The 16,229-nt window shown below is 40.7% G+C and carries 12 protein-coding genes; 5 read left to right on the top strand and 7 right to left on the bottom strand.

The features are described from left to right. Nucleotides 1-175 precede the first annotated feature (175 nt). Both MTF64_RS00455 and MTF64_RS00450 read left to right on the top strand, forming a co-directional pair. A complete protein-coding gene (locus MTF64_RS00455) occupies nucleotides 176-793 on the top strand; it encodes an HAD-IA family hydrolase (RefSeq protein WP_004588262.1) in 618 nt (205 codons plus the stop codon). A gap of 178 nt (nucleotides 794-971) precedes the next feature. Beyond that, nucleotides 972-1,697, top strand: coding sequence for a YebC/PmpR family DNA-binding transcriptional regulator (locus MTF64_RS00450; RefSeq protein WP_024032996.1), 726 nt, complete (start codon nucleotides 972-974; stop codon nucleotides 1,695-1,697). A 292-nt stretch (nucleotides 1,698-1,989) separates the two neighbouring features. Here the strand turns inward: MTF64_RS00450 and MTF64_RS00445 are convergent, their stop codons facing one another. Further along, the gene (locus MTF64_RS00445; protein ID WP_248450084.1) at nucleotides 1,990-4,182 is read right to left on the bottom strand and encodes a malate synthase G; all 2,193 of its coding nucleotides are present in this window, start codon (nucleotides 4,180-4,182) and stop codon (nucleotides 1,990-1,992) included. 236 nt (nucleotides 4,183-4,418) lie between these two features. Here MTF64_RS00445 and MTF64_RS00440 point away from each other — a divergent pair, with 236 nt between their 5' ends. Then, on the top strand, nucleotides 4,419-6,020 hold the full coding sequence (locus MTF64_RS00440) for an isocitrate lyase (RefSeq protein WP_004587182.1): 1,602 nt from the start codon (nucleotides 4,419-4,421) through the stop codon (nucleotides 6,018-6,020). 488 nt (nucleotides 6,021-6,508) lie between these two features. Here the strand turns inward: MTF64_RS00440 and MTF64_RS00435 are convergent, their stop codons facing one another. The 3 genes from MTF64_RS00435 to MTF64_RS00425 all read right to left on the bottom strand — a co-directional run bounded on the left by MTF64_RS00435 (nucleotide 6,509) and on the right by MTF64_RS00425 (nucleotide 11,466). Further along, the gene (locus MTF64_RS00435; RefSeq protein WP_248450083.1) at nucleotides 6,509-8,545 is read right to left on the bottom strand and encodes a S9 family peptidase; all 2,037 of its coding nucleotides are present in this window, start codon (nucleotides 8,543-8,545) and stop codon (nucleotides 6,509-6,511) included. 370 nt (nucleotides 8,546-8,915) lie between these two features. Next, entirely contained in the window at nucleotides 8,916-9,650 is a 735-nt protein-coding gene (locus MTF64_RS00430) for a 5-oxoprolinase subunit PxpA (RefSeq protein WP_248450082.1), read from the bottom strand. A 19-nt stretch (nucleotides 9,651-9,669) separates the two neighbouring features. Then, the gene (locus tag MTF64_RS00425) at nucleotides 9,670-11,466 is read right to left on the bottom strand and encodes a glycoside hydrolase family 3 protein (RefSeq protein ID WP_248450081.1); all 1,797 of its coding nucleotides are present in this window, start codon (nucleotides 11,464-11,466) and stop codon (nucleotides 9,670-9,672) included. A 558-nt stretch (nucleotides 11,467-12,024) separates the two neighbouring features. Between MTF64_RS00425 and MTF64_RS00420 the strand changes: the two genes are divergently transcribed. Next, on the top strand, nucleotides 12,025-12,234 hold the full coding sequence (locus MTF64_RS00420; protein WP_004587186.1) for a cold-shock protein: 210 nt from the start codon (nucleotides 12,025-12,027) through the stop codon (nucleotides 12,232-12,234). Between the two features lie 120 nt (nucleotides 12,235-12,354). Further along, nucleotides 12,355-13,110 carry a transporter substrate-binding domain-containing protein gene (locus MTF64_RS00415; RefSeq protein ID WP_348984471.1) on the top strand — a complete coding sequence of 252 codons (756 nt, stop codon included), beginning with the start codon at nucleotides 12,355-12,357 and terminating at the stop codon, nucleotides 13,108-13,110. Between the two features lie 96 nt (nucleotides 13,111-13,206). Here the strand turns inward: MTF64_RS00415 and MTF64_RS00410 are convergent, their stop codons facing one another. The 3 genes from MTF64_RS00410 to udk form a co-directional block, all read right to left on the bottom strand. Further along, the gene (locus MTF64_RS00410) at nucleotides 13,207-13,908 is read right to left on the bottom strand and encodes a transporter substrate-binding domain-containing protein (RefSeq protein WP_248450080.1); all 702 of its coding nucleotides are present in this window, start codon (nucleotides 13,906-13,908) and stop codon (nucleotides 13,207-13,209) included. Nucleotides 13,909-14,262: 354 nt separating this feature from the next. Then, nucleotides 14,263-15,486, bottom strand: coding sequence for a NupC/NupG family nucleoside CNT transporter (locus MTF64_RS00405; protein ID WP_004587189.1), 1,224 nt, complete (start codon nucleotides 15,484-15,486; stop codon nucleotides 14,263-14,265). A 17-nt stretch (nucleotides 15,487-15,503) separates the two neighbouring features. After that, complete coding sequence (udk, locus tag MTF64_RS00400; protein WP_004587190.1) at nucleotides 15,504-16,133, bottom strand: uridine kinase; 630 nt, start codon at nucleotides 16,131-16,133, stop codon at nucleotides 15,504-15,506. Between the last annotated feature and the right edge of the window lie 96 nt (nucleotides 16,134-16,229).

Below are 16,229 nucleotides of genomic sequence, written 5' to 3'. Positions count from 1 at the left end.
TTACTAGCTGTTCGTAGAATTTTAGTAATTAATTGGTGTTTATAAGGCTAAGTAATAGATAAGTGAATACTTTTCTAATAATTTGTTTGATAAACATTTGCTAAATTATTCTCATGAAGTAGAGTCATTATGTGTACACATGTTGTATTGATTTTTACCCCATTCAAGGAATGATATGAAAGCTCAAGTAGAGGCTATTCAAGGAGTTATATTTGATTTAGATGGCACGTTAGTATCGTCTGAGTTAGATTTCTCTCTTATAAAAGCACAAATAGGTTGCCCATGCGAGCAAGACCTACTTGATTATATTGCCCAGCTTCCATCGCCCTACATGCGTGAAGAAGCGATGAATATAGTGCATCAGCACGAGCTGCAAGACGCTCAGTTTGCCACTATATTGCCAGGCGTAACCGAAGCCGTTAACGCCCTTAAAGTTAAAAATATTCCTATGGCTATTGTTACCCGCAATTTTGATAAAGCGGCAGCCATAAAGCTACAAAATAACCCGCTACCTATCGAAACGGTATTAACCCGTAGCGATGCCCCAGCCAAACCCGATCCCAGTGCCTTAAATGCAATTGCCACGCTTTGGAATATAAACGCCAGCAACTTGTTATACGTAGGGGATTTTTTATACGACATTCAAGCAGCACATAATGCAAATATGCGCGCTTGTTTGTACGCGCCAAACGCGGTGCCTATTTATGCCGACCAAGCTGATTACGTTTTACGTGAATTTACCGAGTTAGTTACTTTAGTCGAAAGTTACTCACAAAAAGTAGAGTTATGTTAAATAGAGTGTAACTTTTATTGTTGCGTAATTACTCCTGTATTATTTGCATAGGCTCGGCCTTATTTATTTAGCAATTAGGTTGTTTCAAATTCAGTTTGTAAAGTTCAACAGACCCTAGCCCAATAGGGTTTGAATTGGTAAAATATGGCAAAATTAACGTATTGATTAGAGGCACAAGATGGGCAGAGCATTTGAAGTCCGTAAGAGCTCGATGGCTAAGACAGCCAACGCAAAAACTAAAGTTAACTCAAAGTACGGTAAAGAAATTTATGTTGCCGCTAAAAATGGCGAACCAGACCCCGATGTCAATCAATCACTGCGTCGTCTAATTGAAAAAGCAAAAAAAGACCAGGTTCCTGCTCACGTAATAGAAAAAGCAATTGAAAAAGCAGCCGGTGGGGCAGGGGAAGATTATTCTCCCGCACGTTACGAAGGCTATGGCCCAGGTAACTGCATGGTTATTGTTGATTGCTTAACCGACAACCCAAACCGTACAATTAAAGACGTACGTTTACCGTTTACCAAAACAGATTCAAAAATTGGTACACCGGGCTGTGTTGCACATATGTTTGATCATCTTGCTGTACTTGGTTTTGCCGGCGACGATGACGAAGTGGTACTTGAAGCACTAATGATGGCCGACGTTGATGTAACCGACGTTGAAGTTGAAAATGGTAAAGTGTCGGTATTTGCACCCCATACTGAGTACTATAAAGCGAAAACAGCGCTTGAGGAAAACTTTGAAGGGATTAACTTTGAAGTAGATGAAATTACGTTTGTTCCGCAAGTGCATGTAGAAATTGAAGATGAAGAAGTTATTGCTAATTTTGACAAGTTCATCAATATGCTTGAAGACTGTGATGACGTTCAAAACGTGTATCACAATGCAATAATTAAAAATTAATTTAGCGCTAGGTACAGTGAGCACTAAATAAAGAACGGTACTAGGGCGTGTTGACCTTTGGCGCTTGAATCTGCAGCAGTATATTTGGTTTTTAGGCAAGGCAGAGCCTGTGAAGTGTGGTTATTCCCCATAAATAGGCGATAACGTAGCATAAATGCCAAACATACGCTGCCCTTTTGGGTTCTGCCTAGGTTGAACAAATTTCAATCTGCAAAGATTAACACGCCCTAATAAACAAAAAGCGCGTTTTGTGTAGGCAAAACGCGCTTTTTTGTTGTTAAACTAATGTTAGCTATTCAGCTAGGTTATGGTGTTTTGCTTTATATTTTAAGCGGTAACTGTGTAATAGGGGCTCGGTGTAGCCACTTGGCTGCTTAGCACCTTCTAATACAAGTGCTAAAGCGGCTTGATAAGCAATACTATTTTTAAGTGACTCTTCGCTTTGTGCCATTGGCTTGTAAGCGCTGTCGTGCTCATTTTGGCCATCAACCACTTTAGCCATTTTAGCCATAATTGACTCTATTTGTTGTTGAGTACACACCCCATGCTGTAGCCAGTTTGCCATATGTTGACTTGAAATACGCAAGGTTGCTCTGTCTTCCATTAAGCCTATGTGGTTAATATCAGGCACTTTTGAGCAGCCAATGCCTTGGTCTATCCAGCGTACTACGTAGCCTAAAATGCCTTGTGCATTGTTCTCAAGCTCACTTTGAATATCTTCTTTACTGAGCGTTTGCGGCTGAGCCATTAAAGGAGGTGTAAGTAAATCAGTAAGGCTTGCCATACCTCGTTTGGCAATTTCTTTTTGCTCGGTAAATACGTCTACATAGTGATAATGCATAGCGTGCAAAGTGGCTGCGGTAGGCGAGGGCACCCACGCGGTATTAGCGCCAGATTGCACATGAGCAAGCTTTTGCTCCATCATAAGTGCCATTTTATCTGGCATTGGCCACATACCTTTACCTATTTGTGCTTTACCGCTTAGGCCGCAGGCAAGGCCTGTATCAACGTTACGATCTTCGTACGCTTTGATCCACGGCTGAGCTTTAATAGCGGCTTTTGGCAAAGCGACCCCTGCGTGCATAGAGGTATGAATTTCATCGCCCGTGCGGTCTAAAAAGCCAGTATTTATAAACACCGCGCGCGCTTTGGCTGCGTGTATACAGGCTTTTAAATTTACTGAAGTACGGCGCTCTTCATCCATAATCCCCATTTTTAGGGTGTTTTTTGGCAAGCTAAGTGCTTCTTCTACCATGCTAAAAAGCGTATTTGTAAAAGCAACTTCTTCAGGGCCATGCATTTTGGGTTTTACAATATTGATGCTTTGCGCACTGGTGTTTTTAATGCCTGTTTTTTTATTTAAATCGTGCAGGGCTGCGGTTGCGCTAAACATCGCATCCATAATACCTTCAAATACGGGTTGGCCGTAAATGTCGGTAATAGCAGGGTTTGTCATTAAGTGGCCTACATTACGGACAAACATCATGCTGCGGCCTTTAAGCGTAAGGCTACTGCCATTAAGGGCTGTATATTGCCTATCGCTTTGTAAAGTACGCTCTATGGTTTTATCGCCTTTTTTAAACGATTCAACCAAGTTACCTTGCATTAAACCCAGCCAGTTTTTGTAAACTTGTACCTTATCCTCGGCATCTACTGCGGCAACAGAGTCTTCGCAATCCATAATGGTTGTTAGTGCAGCTTCAAGCAAAACATCTTTTAATCCTGCTTTGTCGGCTTGGCCAATAGGGTGGTGATGGTCTATTTGCAGCTCGACATGCAGGCCATTGTTTTTTAATAAAATAGCACTTGGGTTTTGCGCTTCGCCTTGGTAGCCAATAAGTTGCTCAGGGTTTTTTAATTGAGTATGCGAGCTGTCTCTTAGGGTGATAGACAGGGCGCCTTCAACAATTGAGTAGTTGGTGCTTTCTATGTGTGAGCCATTTTTAAGGGGCAGGGCTTTATCTAAAAATTGGCGCGCATACGCCATTACTTTAAAACCACGAACTGGATTATACGTAGTGCCTTTTTCAGCGCCGTCGTCTTCACTTAATACGTCGGTGCCGTACAGCGCATCGTATAACGAACCCCAGCGCGCGTTAGCCGCATTAAGCGCAAAACGTGCATTGCTAACAGGCACAACAAGCTGAGGGCCTGCGCTGAGTGCTATTTCGGGCTCTACATTTTGCGTTTCAATGGCAAAGTCTGCAGGCTCTGGTACTAGGTAACCAATGTCTGTTAAAAACGCTTGGTACTGCGCGCTATCCCACGTTTTATTTGTTTTATGGTAGTCATCTATTTGTTGTTGTAGCTGCTCGCGCTTAGCTAAAAGAGCGTTATTTTGCGGGGTAAGCGTTTGTACTATGTTTGCAAAGCTTTGCCAAAATTGCTGCTCAGATAAATGAGTGCCTGGGAGTAGCTGTGTTTTTACAAAGTTGGCCAGCTGTGTATCTACGCTTAGCCCTGAGTGTGTGAGAGTGTGTGCCATATCTACCTTCCTTAAACGGTCGCGGTGTTGTTGTGTGCGTTAAAGCAACAATAACGCAAAAAAGGCTCAGTGCGTGCTTTTTATCCATTCACAAAAAATATAGCGGTAATAACAACTATAAATTTACTAAATCTAAAAAATAAGCCTAATGTTGAATTAAGCGATACGGAGCACACACTCCTAGCCACTCTCACAATAATTTAAATAATTTATAGACCCGTTCGAAGGATTTTATTATGACAACATACACACGTGAAACCGATACCCTAGCAACACTTTGCCAATCTCAAGGTAGCGCATGGAAAGCCATTAACCCTGAATATGCAAGCCGCATGCGTTTACAAAACCGCTTTCGTACAGGGATTGAAATTGCACAATACACCGCAGATGTAATGCGTGAAGATATGGCCGCTTACGATAAAGACACCAGCCAATACACACAGTCTTTAGGTTGTTGGCATGGTTTTACTGCGCAACAAATGATGATGGCAATAAAGCGTCATCAAAAAACAACTAAGCGCAGTTATGTTTACTTAAGTGGTTGGATGGTTGCTGCACTTCGCTCTGCATTTGGCCCGTTACCGGATCAAAGCATGCACGAAAAAACTTCAGTGCCTGCGCTTATTGAAGAGATTTATACGTTTTTAAAACAAGCCGATGCCCGTGAACTAGACCACTTATTTAATGATCTAGACGAAGCGAAAGCCAATGGCGGCGATGTGCAAGCGGTGCTTGATAAAATTGATAATTTTGAGACGCATGTAGTGCCTATTATTGCCGATATTGATGCTGGTTTTGGTAACGAAGAAGCAACCTACCTACTTGCTAAAAAGATGATTGAAGCAGGTGCGTGTGCCATTCAAATAGAAAACCAAGTGTCTGACGCTAAACAATGTGGCCACCAAGCAGGTAAAGTAACTGTTCCGCACGAAGATTTTTTAGCAAAAATTAATGCTGTACGTTACGCGTTTTTAGAACTCGGTATTGATAACGGTATTATTGTTGCGCGTACCGACTCATTAGGTGCAAGCCTTACGCAAAAAGTGCCTGTGTCACAAACGCCAGGAGACTTAGCTAGCCAGTACAACGCGTTTTTAGAAACCACACCTATTAACGGTGTAGATGATTTAAACGAAGGCGATACGGCAATGAAAATTAATGGCCAATTATGTAAGCCAACGCGTTTAGAAAACGGTTTATACCAGTTCCGCGAAGGCACTGAAAAAGACCGCGTAGTACTAGATTGTGTAACAAGCTTACAATCGGGCGCTGACTTATTGTGGATTGAAACCGAAAAACCACATGTTAAGCAAATTGCAGAGCTAGTTAACCGCGTTAAAGAGCAAGTACCTGATGCTAAGCTTGTTTATAACAATTCACCGTCATTTAACTGGACGCTTAAGTTCCGTGAGCAAGTGTACCAAGAGTGGCAAGAAGCGGGTCGCGATTTGAGCGCTTACCCAAGCCTAGGTGATAATAAAGGCCTAATGGCGCCAGAAATGGACGATACAGAGCTTGCTGCCGAAGCGGATGTATTAGTGCAAAACTTCCAGCGCGATGGTGCACGTGAAGCGGGTATTTTCCATCACTTAATTACACTGCCTACATACCATACGGCTGCACTAAGCACCGATATTTTATCAGAAGGTTACTTTGGTGATATGGGCATGCTTGCATATGTACGTGATGTACAACGCCAAGAAATTCGCCGCGAACAAGCCTCAGTTAAGCACCAAGATTTAGCTGGGTCTAATATTGGCGATACACACAAAGAGTACTTCTCTGGTGAAAACGCACTTAAAGCCGGTGGTGAAGATAATACCATGAACCAGTTTTAACTTTTCTAGATAGTGTTACTCAAGGGCCGCAAGGCCCTTTTTTTTATTGTATTAATATAAATCAGGCTCGGCTAAATTTAGTTTGGATCACAATTTAACTAGGTAGATATTAAGTGCAGTTATATGGCTGCTTTTTTACTGTAAAGCCGCTTTAAAGTGCAAAATCCCCCTTTTAAAAGGCTATTTTTAGCTGTTTTACTAAGTATAAGTAAAATAATAAACCGAAATTTTACTAACCTGGTGCCTTTATAAAACAATTTTTTACTAACTGAGTGCTTATAAACAGTGGCTCAAACCGATTTTTTACCAACTCAAGCGATTAAATTTACAATAAACCGAAATTTTACTAACTGAAAAACGCCTAAGTCCGATATGGATAAGAACAAAACTGTAAAGGGGGTTTACAGTTTGGCATTAATTAACCTAAGCGTGGGTAATTACAAAAAAAGCCACTTAGGTGTGGCTATTTTTAAACCTAAACACGGAGCTTATTTTTTGTTTGAGTGTTTATCAAACCACCATTGAATGTAAGCCACCTTGGTCATTAAGTTAGAAGGGCGCGCCGTAATACCGTGTGAAGCATTAGGAATACGTACCATAGCAGTATCAACACCTTGCAGCTTAAGGGCTTGATAAAACTGCTCGGTTTCAGAAATAGGGGTACGGTAATCTGCCTCCCCTGTTAAAAGCATAGTGGGCGTTGTTACGTTACCTACATAGCTAATAGGTGAGCGTTTCATATAGTGCTCAATATGATCCCAAGGTTTACCTGGAAACCAGTAATCGGCAAAAAATGGATAAAAGTCGGCAGTTAGTACAAAGCTGATCCAATTAATAACGGGTTTAGCCACCACCGCTGCTGCAAACCTGTCGGTGTGCCCTACAATCCATGCGGTTAATACACCGCCGCCAGAGCCACCTGTTACAAATAATTTAGACTCATCAATAAAGCCTTTCGCTATTAGTGCATCAACGCCGGTCATTAAATCGTCAAAATCGTTACCTGGATAATTATGATGAATTGTTTGGGCAAACGTTTTACCGTATGAATCACTGCCTCGTGGGTTCATGTATAAAACCACGTTCCCTTGGGCTGCAAATAATTGCACCTCGGTACTAAAGTGAGGGCCATAATTGGCCACAGGGCCGCCATGAATTTCTAAAACAAGTGGGTATTTTTTTGATTTATCAAACCCAGGAGGGTATGCAATCCAACCTTGAATTGGCAGCTGGTCGTGGCTCGATTTAAGCCAAATCTCTTCTACGTTGGCAAGTTCTTTATCGTCTAACGCATCGGCATTGAGTGAAGTGAGGCGACGAGCTTTGCCTCGTTTTATAGTGGCTATATCTGCAGGGCGCTGAGTATCGGCAAGTGTAAAAGCAATATCGCCATCTTCGCTTACATCAAAATCGCCGCCCGAATAAGGACGACCAAACGCAACGCTACCTATTTGCTCGGTGAGCACTTTACGCTTACCACTGCGTGGTTGGTAGGCAAGGGCGGTTTGGCCTTCGTCTGCGTAGCTAAAGTAAACCCCTTTTGAATTAGCACTCCATTTTATTTGCCCCACACTTCTATCAAAATTAGGGGTTAGGCTTTTTGTATCGCCCGTTTTTAAATCACGAATATAAAGCTGCGTGTTTTCGTAATTGGTGCGTTTATCATCATACCCTGTAAAGGCTAGGTAACGCCCATCAGGAGATACTTTAGGTTGTTGGTCAGGGCCGTTTCTATTGGTAATGGCAGCAATTTTTAAGGTGCTTAAATCAAGCTGGTATATTTCACTATTAGTGGGCTTTAGTTGATTTTGCTCATGCCGATTGGCCGAAAAATAAAGGCTGTTGCCGTTTTTACTAAAGCTTACTTCGCCAGCGTTATTAAACTCATCGTGTGTGAGCTGCTTTGCATTGCCGCCATTTGCATCTATTGCAAATAATTGACTAAATCCTTTTTGGCTATAACCGCCTCCGTCGGCACGGTAGTATACATCGTCTATAAATTTAGCAGGTTCGGCCCATGTAGCACCTTTAGGCTTGCCAGGTAAGTTAACAGGTGGTGCACTGCTACTTGGTACAAACATACTAAAAATAAGCTGCTGAGAGTCGGGATGCCAGGTAATTGCGCGTGGGCTGCTGGTTAGGTTACTAATTTTTGCTACAGCACCTGTTTTAAGCCACTTCATATAAATTTGGCTGCTGCCATCGCGGTTAGATATAAACGCAAGGCGTTGCCCATCTGGCGATAGTACTGGGGAGTGATCCATATGCACGCCCGAGGTAAGCGGTTGCAGTTGTTTAGTTTTATAATCAACTGACCAAATATTACTGACTTTACGGTCCGTTTTTATATCCATACGGTTACGTACAAAGTACACCGTTTTACCATCGTCTGTTATATCAATTTGATTGGCGTATTCAAGATTAAACACATCTTGTAGCTGTAATGTGTTGTCCTTTGCAAAAGCTAACTGGCTACTACCAAGTAATAAACTGCTACTTAAACTAAGTGCTAAAAGCGTCTTCATTTTTATTCCCTGTTTGGTTTTTGTATATGTAGTTATATGTCAGTAGGCAAGGGATGAAAAGCGCGATGCGGTGAAACTAAAATTTAATACCGGTTTAAGTAAAACTTGGTTATTTTAGAGTAATAAATAGCGGGCTTACTGCGTTAAATTTTTTATATGCAGCGCCATGTATTTCAGCGCTGTGTTACTTATGCTTTGTTACTGTGCTTTTTTACTCTGCTGTGTTGTTGCGCTCTTTTAAAGCGATATTAGGTTGTACATGATTGGACTAAATGGAGGTTAAAGCTGTAAAGCCCCTTTACAGCTAAGTAGTTTTTAAAGTAAACATGCGTTTTATAGCTTGAGGCTTAATAACGAGTTAAAAGCAAGGTTAGCTTGCTGATGCACACAGTGATTTAATTTCTTTAATAAGAGCTATACCGGCTGCGTTATCGCCATGCACGCACAAACTGTTGGCATTTAAGTTTAGGGTGTTCCCTGAGCGAGTGGTTACACAACCCTCGGTTAATAGCTGTTTTACTTGTGCTAAAAGTGCTGGCTTGTCGTGAACGCTGCCATCAAGGTGGCGAGATACTAAATGCCCTTCGTCTGTATATTGCCTATCAGCAAAGGCTTCTAAAATAAGATCTACACCTAAACTATTGGCGGCAAAGGTGTGTTTTGCAGAGTCTTTTGTGGCTAGTAGCATAAGCTTTAATGGTGCAGGGTAGTGCGCTATGGCAGTAATAACTGTTTGTAAAATATGATCGTTTTTCATCATGTCGTTATATAAAGCACCATGTGGCTTAACATAGCTAAGTGTTAAGCCTTGTACTTTAGCCATGCCATCAAGGGCGGCAATTTGGTAATGTAAGCAATTGGTCAGTTCTTGCGCGCTAAGCGCCATAGAGCGCCTGCCAAAGCCTTGTTGGTCGGGGTAACTTGGATGCGCACCTATTTGTACATTGTGCTGCTTTGCTAAATACAACGTATCGGCTATTACATCTGGGTCTCCACCATGAAAACCACACGCAATATTTGCCATATCAATATGAGGCATTACCTCATCATCTAACCCCATTTTCCATGCGCCAAAGCTTTCGCCTAAATCGCAATTAAGTTTCATTTTTTATCCCTTGTTATTATTATTTTATGGTCACTGGCAGTACGCCATGAGCGTGTGCATTGCCTAACAATACCTTAGCAAGCGCTGTAAACGCAGGCCCCGCAACAGCATTGTTTTTATCTGTATCTATATTATACGCATAAGAAGCAAGAACTGCATTAGCTCTGCTACCAAACTGCGCTATGTCGTAGGGGGCACGTAAACTTATAAATATTGTTTTTTTATTCACTGATGCAGCCATATCCAGCAATGATGACAGCGCTTTAGGTTGCTCAGCGGTGTTGAGTGCAAAGCGAGGGTCGTCTTTCAAATCATCCATTCCGCCAATCTCTACAGCGCTTTGATTAGGCGTAGCGTTGCCTGCAATAACAACATCTGCATTTTTAATTAAGCTACGCGCCTTTACAGGGTCAAACCCTTGTAAACTACTGCAACTATATTTAAGCGCCGCAGTACTTATAGCGCTAAGCGCTTGCTGCATGGCTATGCATTTTCGGGTATCGGGCATAATAATATGGATGTGTTGCCCTTTGCTTAAATTAAGAGGCAATGCATTATTGTTATTTTTAACCTCAGTAATAGCATTTACGGCAAGCTCAGCTTCTATTTTGCGATGTGCTTGAGAGCCAATAATATCTTTTGCTTTAGTCAAAGTGCTTAATGGGTCTAGCTGTGTGGTTAATTTAAATTTATTTTTTAAAGCGGTTATACGCGCAGCCGATTGAGCCATTTCGTCTTTACTGAGTTGTTTATTATTAACCGATGCGACTAATTCATCCATAAGTTTGTCGAGTGCGTTTAAATCAGCCGGTGTTCTGATCTCTATTGGCATAAGCGCTAGGTCAACGCCTGCTGCAAAGGTATTGATTACCGCTTGGGTTGGGGTAAAAAAGTGACTAATGCCAGCCATATCTAAAGCGTCGGTTACCACCACACCTTGATAATTTAACTCCCCTCTTAAAATGTCAGTAATTATAGTACGCGACATAGTGGCGGGTTTTATCATGCTTTTGCCATCAACACTTACAAACGTACTGTTATCGAGTTGTGGGTATTGAATATGCGCCGTCATAATCATACCTGGGTTTTGCGTGGCAATTATGTGTTTAAAGGGAGCTAAATCTTGTTGATATATGTCTTCTTTGGAGTGATTTACTTGTGGTAACCCTGTGTGGCTGTCTACGTTGGTATCGCCGTGCCCTGGGAAATGCTTTAACGATGTAATAACGCCGTTGCTCTCAAATCCTGCCACTTGTGCTGCGCCTAGCTTACTGACAAGCGCTGGGTTTTCACCAAACGAGCGCACATTAATTACCGGATTGTCGGGGTTCATGTTTACATCTACCGTAGGGGCATAGTTAACATTAATACCTAACGAATTAAGCTCTTTAGCTATAACAGTGGCAGTTTGGGTTGCGTATTGAGTGCCATACTTTTTATAAGTTGCACCAATAGACATATTACCAGTAAATGAAGTGGCTACATCGCGTGGTAAACGCGCTACTCGGCCGCCTTCTTGGTCTATCGAAATAAATAACGGCAGCTTTGAACTTGATTTACTCGCCGCAGCTTGTAATTGACTATTAAGGGTAATGGTTTGCTCAATAGATTGGGTGTTTTCAGAAAATAAAATTACACCACCAATATTATGCTTTGCAATGGCCGTTGCTAGTTCATCAGGTAGGGTAGTAACCGGTGTTCTGCATTGTTTGCTTGACCCTTGCTGACAAAAATAGCGTAAATCGAGAATTAGTTTTTGCCCCAATTGTTGTTCAAGAGACAGTGTAGGCTTAGCAAAAGAAGATTGTAATGGCATTAAACACCCAGATAAAAAAACAACAGACGAAATAAAGCATTTATTTAGCAAAACACACTCCAACGCTAAATAGATAAGTGGCAGTAGCTTATCTATTTTTGTGTACAACTGCAAAGTGCAGCTGTTTGTACACACAGGGTAAATTGTAAGGCGTGTATCATGGCTGAATACGTTTTATCTAAATGGTGAGTAGGTGTTAAATTAGCTGTACTCATTGCCACCGTTTTTAAAAACTAAAGATTAAATAGTTCATTGTTTTAATTGGCCAGTTAACTATTAAAGCCGCGCAGGGGTTAAGCTATAGGCTAGCCACGGGAGTTATTAAAGGCTAAGCACAAACACTATTTATTGCCTGCATTACTATAAAGGCTTGACATAAATAGTTAACTCTATATAGTAGGCCGCAGCTAGAAAGAAAGCATGTAATTTATAAATCTCCATTTCGTTGTTGTATAAGTAATACTTGTAGTACCGTCCTGAAGTTTTTAAGTACCATCTCATTTTTTGCTACACCCGCTCTTATGAGCATATTTTTTATTTTTATATCAGGATATTACAATGTCTAACATCGTATCAGGTACAGTTAAGTGGTTCAACGAGTCTAAAGGTTTTGGTTTCATCGAGCAAGAAAACGGTCCAGACGTTTTCGCACATTTCTCAGCAATCAAAAGCGAAGGTTTCAAAACTTTAGCTGAAGGCCAACGTGTAGAGTTCACTCTTTCACAAGGTCAAAAAGGTCCTCAAGCGGATAACATCACTCCGTTATAATTTTTACTTTTAAAGTAAAAATAAAAAAAGCGCTTAAGGCGCTTTTTTTGTGTCTAAAATTTGACTGTAAAATAGCGCCATCTATCATTTAATAATATAAATTAATGTAGTGGTGCGGTTATTCTAAAACTCTTTCCTTTTATTGCTTGTTTCTTCTTTAGCACGTTTACTTATGCAAACCATTTTAAGTTAGTTATTTATACAGATCAGTTTGCACCTTATAATTTTATAAACGAGCACGGTCAACTTGTTGGCGCTAACTACGATATAGTCAACGCACTGTGTATTAAAGCAGAAGTAGAGTGCGACTTTAAAGTCATGCCTTGGAAGCGTGCCGCAATGCTTGTGCATAAAAAGCCTTATTCAGCCATTTTTTCAATGGCGCAACATACTAACCGAATTCCTTTATTTAATTGGCTTGGCCCGTTAACTACTGCACGAACTTATTTTTATAAGTTAAAAAGCCGTCCTGATGTCACTGTAAATACCCTTAACGACACCACTCTTTATTCGTTAGGCATGGTAAGGGGAGATATATATCAATCATTGGTCAAAAAAATAGGGCTTGTAAATGGGCAAAACTTAATGACGTTTGGTGAAGAGCAACAATATATTCAGCTTTTTATAAACAATAAAATAGATCTTATTTTAGGCTCGGAGCACGTTATTTATAACCAATTAAAGCCTTATAACGTGAGCTTACTTGATGTAGAGCAACTCACTGAGCTACCTGTAAGTAACGACCTTAAAGATAATTATTTAGCGTTTAATAAAGCGGTGCCGAAGCACATAGTAGATCGCTTTCAACTTGCCTTTAAAGTGCTAAAACAAGAGCGCAGTCTCGATTCGTTCATAGCGCCATATAGTAATAATTAATCACTAAGCCCCTATTTTAAATTTCATTACTTAGCCACTAATTAACGTAACTAAGCGTTAAAACTGCGCTTAAATAAGCAAGGTTTAGCTTAGGTGCTAGGGTAGCCCTTGGGAATTTTTAAGTGTGTAAAAGGCTTTTTGTAGCGCGTTTATATAGCGCATATCGGTGTTTTTATTTGCTGCTAAATAGGCATCTACCTTGAGTTCTTCTACATTATATATGGCTTTAAATTGAGCGTCAGGGGTGGGCAAATACTGACTTATTTGATGTATTAGTTCGGGGTCATCAACAATTAAGTCTACTTTTTTGGCAACCAATAACGCATACGATTTTTGTATATCGGTGGTTAGCACAACCTCAAACCCCAAGTTGGTTAATATATCAGTAGAAAAGTCGTTACGTTGCATCGCTATTTTGTATTTTTTTGCTTCCTCAGTATTGTTAATAATTATGTCGTCACGCTCTTTAAGCGCAACAAAAGCAAGCTCAAAATGCGAAACTGGGCCTATCCAATGAAAGTTGTTTTCTCGCCCTTTTGTGCGCGCTATGGTGTAAATAAAGGTGTTTTGGATAGTGCTGGCAAGTCTAAATGCTCGCGCCCATGGGTACATTTGTATATCGGGCGTTAGGTTAGCCTTTGCAAAAATAGCCCTTATAAACTCAGTGCCTTTGCCTGTCACTTTTCCATCAACAAGTATTTGATCGGGCGGCGAGAGTTCCGTGACAACTAAAAGAGGGTCTGAGCTTGCGTAGCTATTAAAAAAAACAAACAACAATACTAATAAAAGTTTACGCATTTATATAAATCGACTTATCAACAGCGGCTATTTTATGAGTGTGCTTAAAGGTAGAACATCAATAAAACAGTAGGTTACATTAGGATAAACCTAAGTGTGGCCTAAAATTTATAATTTACCACTTTTCAATAATACAAATTTATCGCAAAAATATAAAAAGCCAAGCGCGTATATGTACTTAAAGGTAAGAAAGAGAAAGTTGTTTTTAAAAGGAAGAATATATTTACAAGGGCCCTAAAACGATAAAAGGGCCTTGCGGCCCTTGGTGAAGTATCGTTCAAGTCAGATAGTGCTTTAACCCCTTAAAGTACTATCTTCTTGTTTTGCAACACCGGTGTTCATCTCATTAAGTTTCTAAGCTAGCGAGAGGAAAAACCCAGCAATTGCTGCGCTCATAAGGTTAGCCATAGATCCTGCTAACACTGCTCTGAGCCCTAAGCGTGCGATATCCTTTCGCCGACTAGGCGCCATACCGCCTAATCCACCTAGTAAAATAGCTATCGACGATAGATTAGCAAACCCACATAACGCAAATGTTACAATTGCTTGAGTGTGCGCACTTAACGTATCGCGATAATTTATAAAGTCTAAGTAAGCAACAAACTCATTTACTACTAACTTTTGACCAATAAAACTACCAGCTATGATTGCCTCATCCCACGGTACGCCAAGTAACCATGCAACAGGAGCAAATACATAACCTAAAATTTCTTGTAGCGTTAAAGTAGGGTAATCAAACCACCCACCAATACCGCCTAGTAAACCGTTTAATAACGCTATTAATGCTACGAAAGCTAATAGCATTGCGCCCACATTTAGCGCTAAATGCATGCCGTTAGCTGCGCCTGATGCTGCTGCATCAATAACATTAACTGGCTTGTCTTCATCGGTGTCTAAATCAGCAAGCGTATCTTTAGGTGTTTCGGTCTCTGGCACAATCATTTTGGCCATTAAAAACCCACCTGGTGCAGCCATAAAGCTAGCGGCAATTAAATACTTAAGCTCTACACCAATAATTACGTAACCTGCCATTACAGAGCCTGCTACCGTGGCTAAGCCACCTACCATTACTGCAAACAACTCAGACTTAGTCATGGTTGCTATAAACGGCTTAACAATTAAGGGTGCTTCAGTTTGGCCTACAAATATATTAGCCGTTGCTGAGAGCGATTCTGTGCGCGAGGTTTTCAATAGTTTTTGTAAACCGCCGCCCAGAATTTTAATTATCCAATCCATAATGCCAATGTGGTAAAGCACAGCAACAAGTGCTGAGAAAAACACAATGACCGGTAAAACTTGAATAGCAAAAATAAAACCGAGTGTATCTTGCGAAGCAAGTGGGCCAAATAAAAACCCAATCCCGTCGTTTGCAAAGCTAATTACCGAAGAGACGGCACTAGACATACTTGCTAACACATTTTTTCCTGCTTCAAAAAACAGTACAAACCCACCAATAACTACTTGCATAGCAAAGGCTATCGCTACGGTGCGTAAGTTTATTGCTTTACGATTAGTCGAAGCCGCAAAAGCAATACTTAGTAGTACAAACATGCCTACTAAGCTCATAAATGTTGTCATACAGATGTTTCCCGTTATTATTCTTGTAGTAAATACTTAATTTTACTTTTAATAATATCAATCGCAACGCGGTTCATTCCGCCTCGAGTCACAACCAAATCAGCGTTATGCTTTGAAGGCTCAATAAATTGATAAAACATCGGTCTAACAGTTGCTTGATATTGCTCAACAACAGATTGTAATGTTCTGCCTCTTTTTTCCATGTCTCGTTGCATACGACGCATTAAGCAAATATCAAGGGGTGTATCTATAAATACCTTAATATCAAATTCTTTATTAAGTGCTTTATCACTTAATAATAAAATACCTTCTACTATTAAAATTTTAGCTGCAGCAACGCGACGAGTTTCATCGCTTCGTGTGTGTTGTGCATAATCATAAGTAGGTACTTCGACAGAGTTACCACTACGAAGTTGAGTTAAATGTTCAAGCATTAACTCATGTTCAAATGCATCAGGATGGTCGTAGTTAGTTTGCGTACGGTGTTCCATAGGCAAATGCGACTGATCCTTGTAATAAGCATCTTCTTCAATAATGGCGATAGCGCCTGGTTCAAGCTCATTAACCAACTCATTGTAAATAGTTTGGCTAAAAAGAGATTTGCCCGACGCTGATGCGCCAGCAATAGCTATAATAGTTCGTGTCACTAAAGTTCTCACCCACACAGAAAGGAAAAGTTGTTTGGTTGATCACAATAGCAAAAAAGACACGAATAATCTCTTTTGCTTTGCTTAAGAACGCAA

Source organism: Pseudoalteromonas sp. 2CM41L (genome assembly GCF_023161905.1).
Classification (GTDB): Bacteria; Pseudomonadota; Gammaproteobacteria; order Enterobacterales; family Alteromonadaceae; genus Pseudoalteromonas; species Pseudoalteromonas atlantica.
The sequence above is the reverse complement of the archived record's forward strand: the minus strand, read 5'-3'. Positions and strand labels throughout refer to the sequence as shown.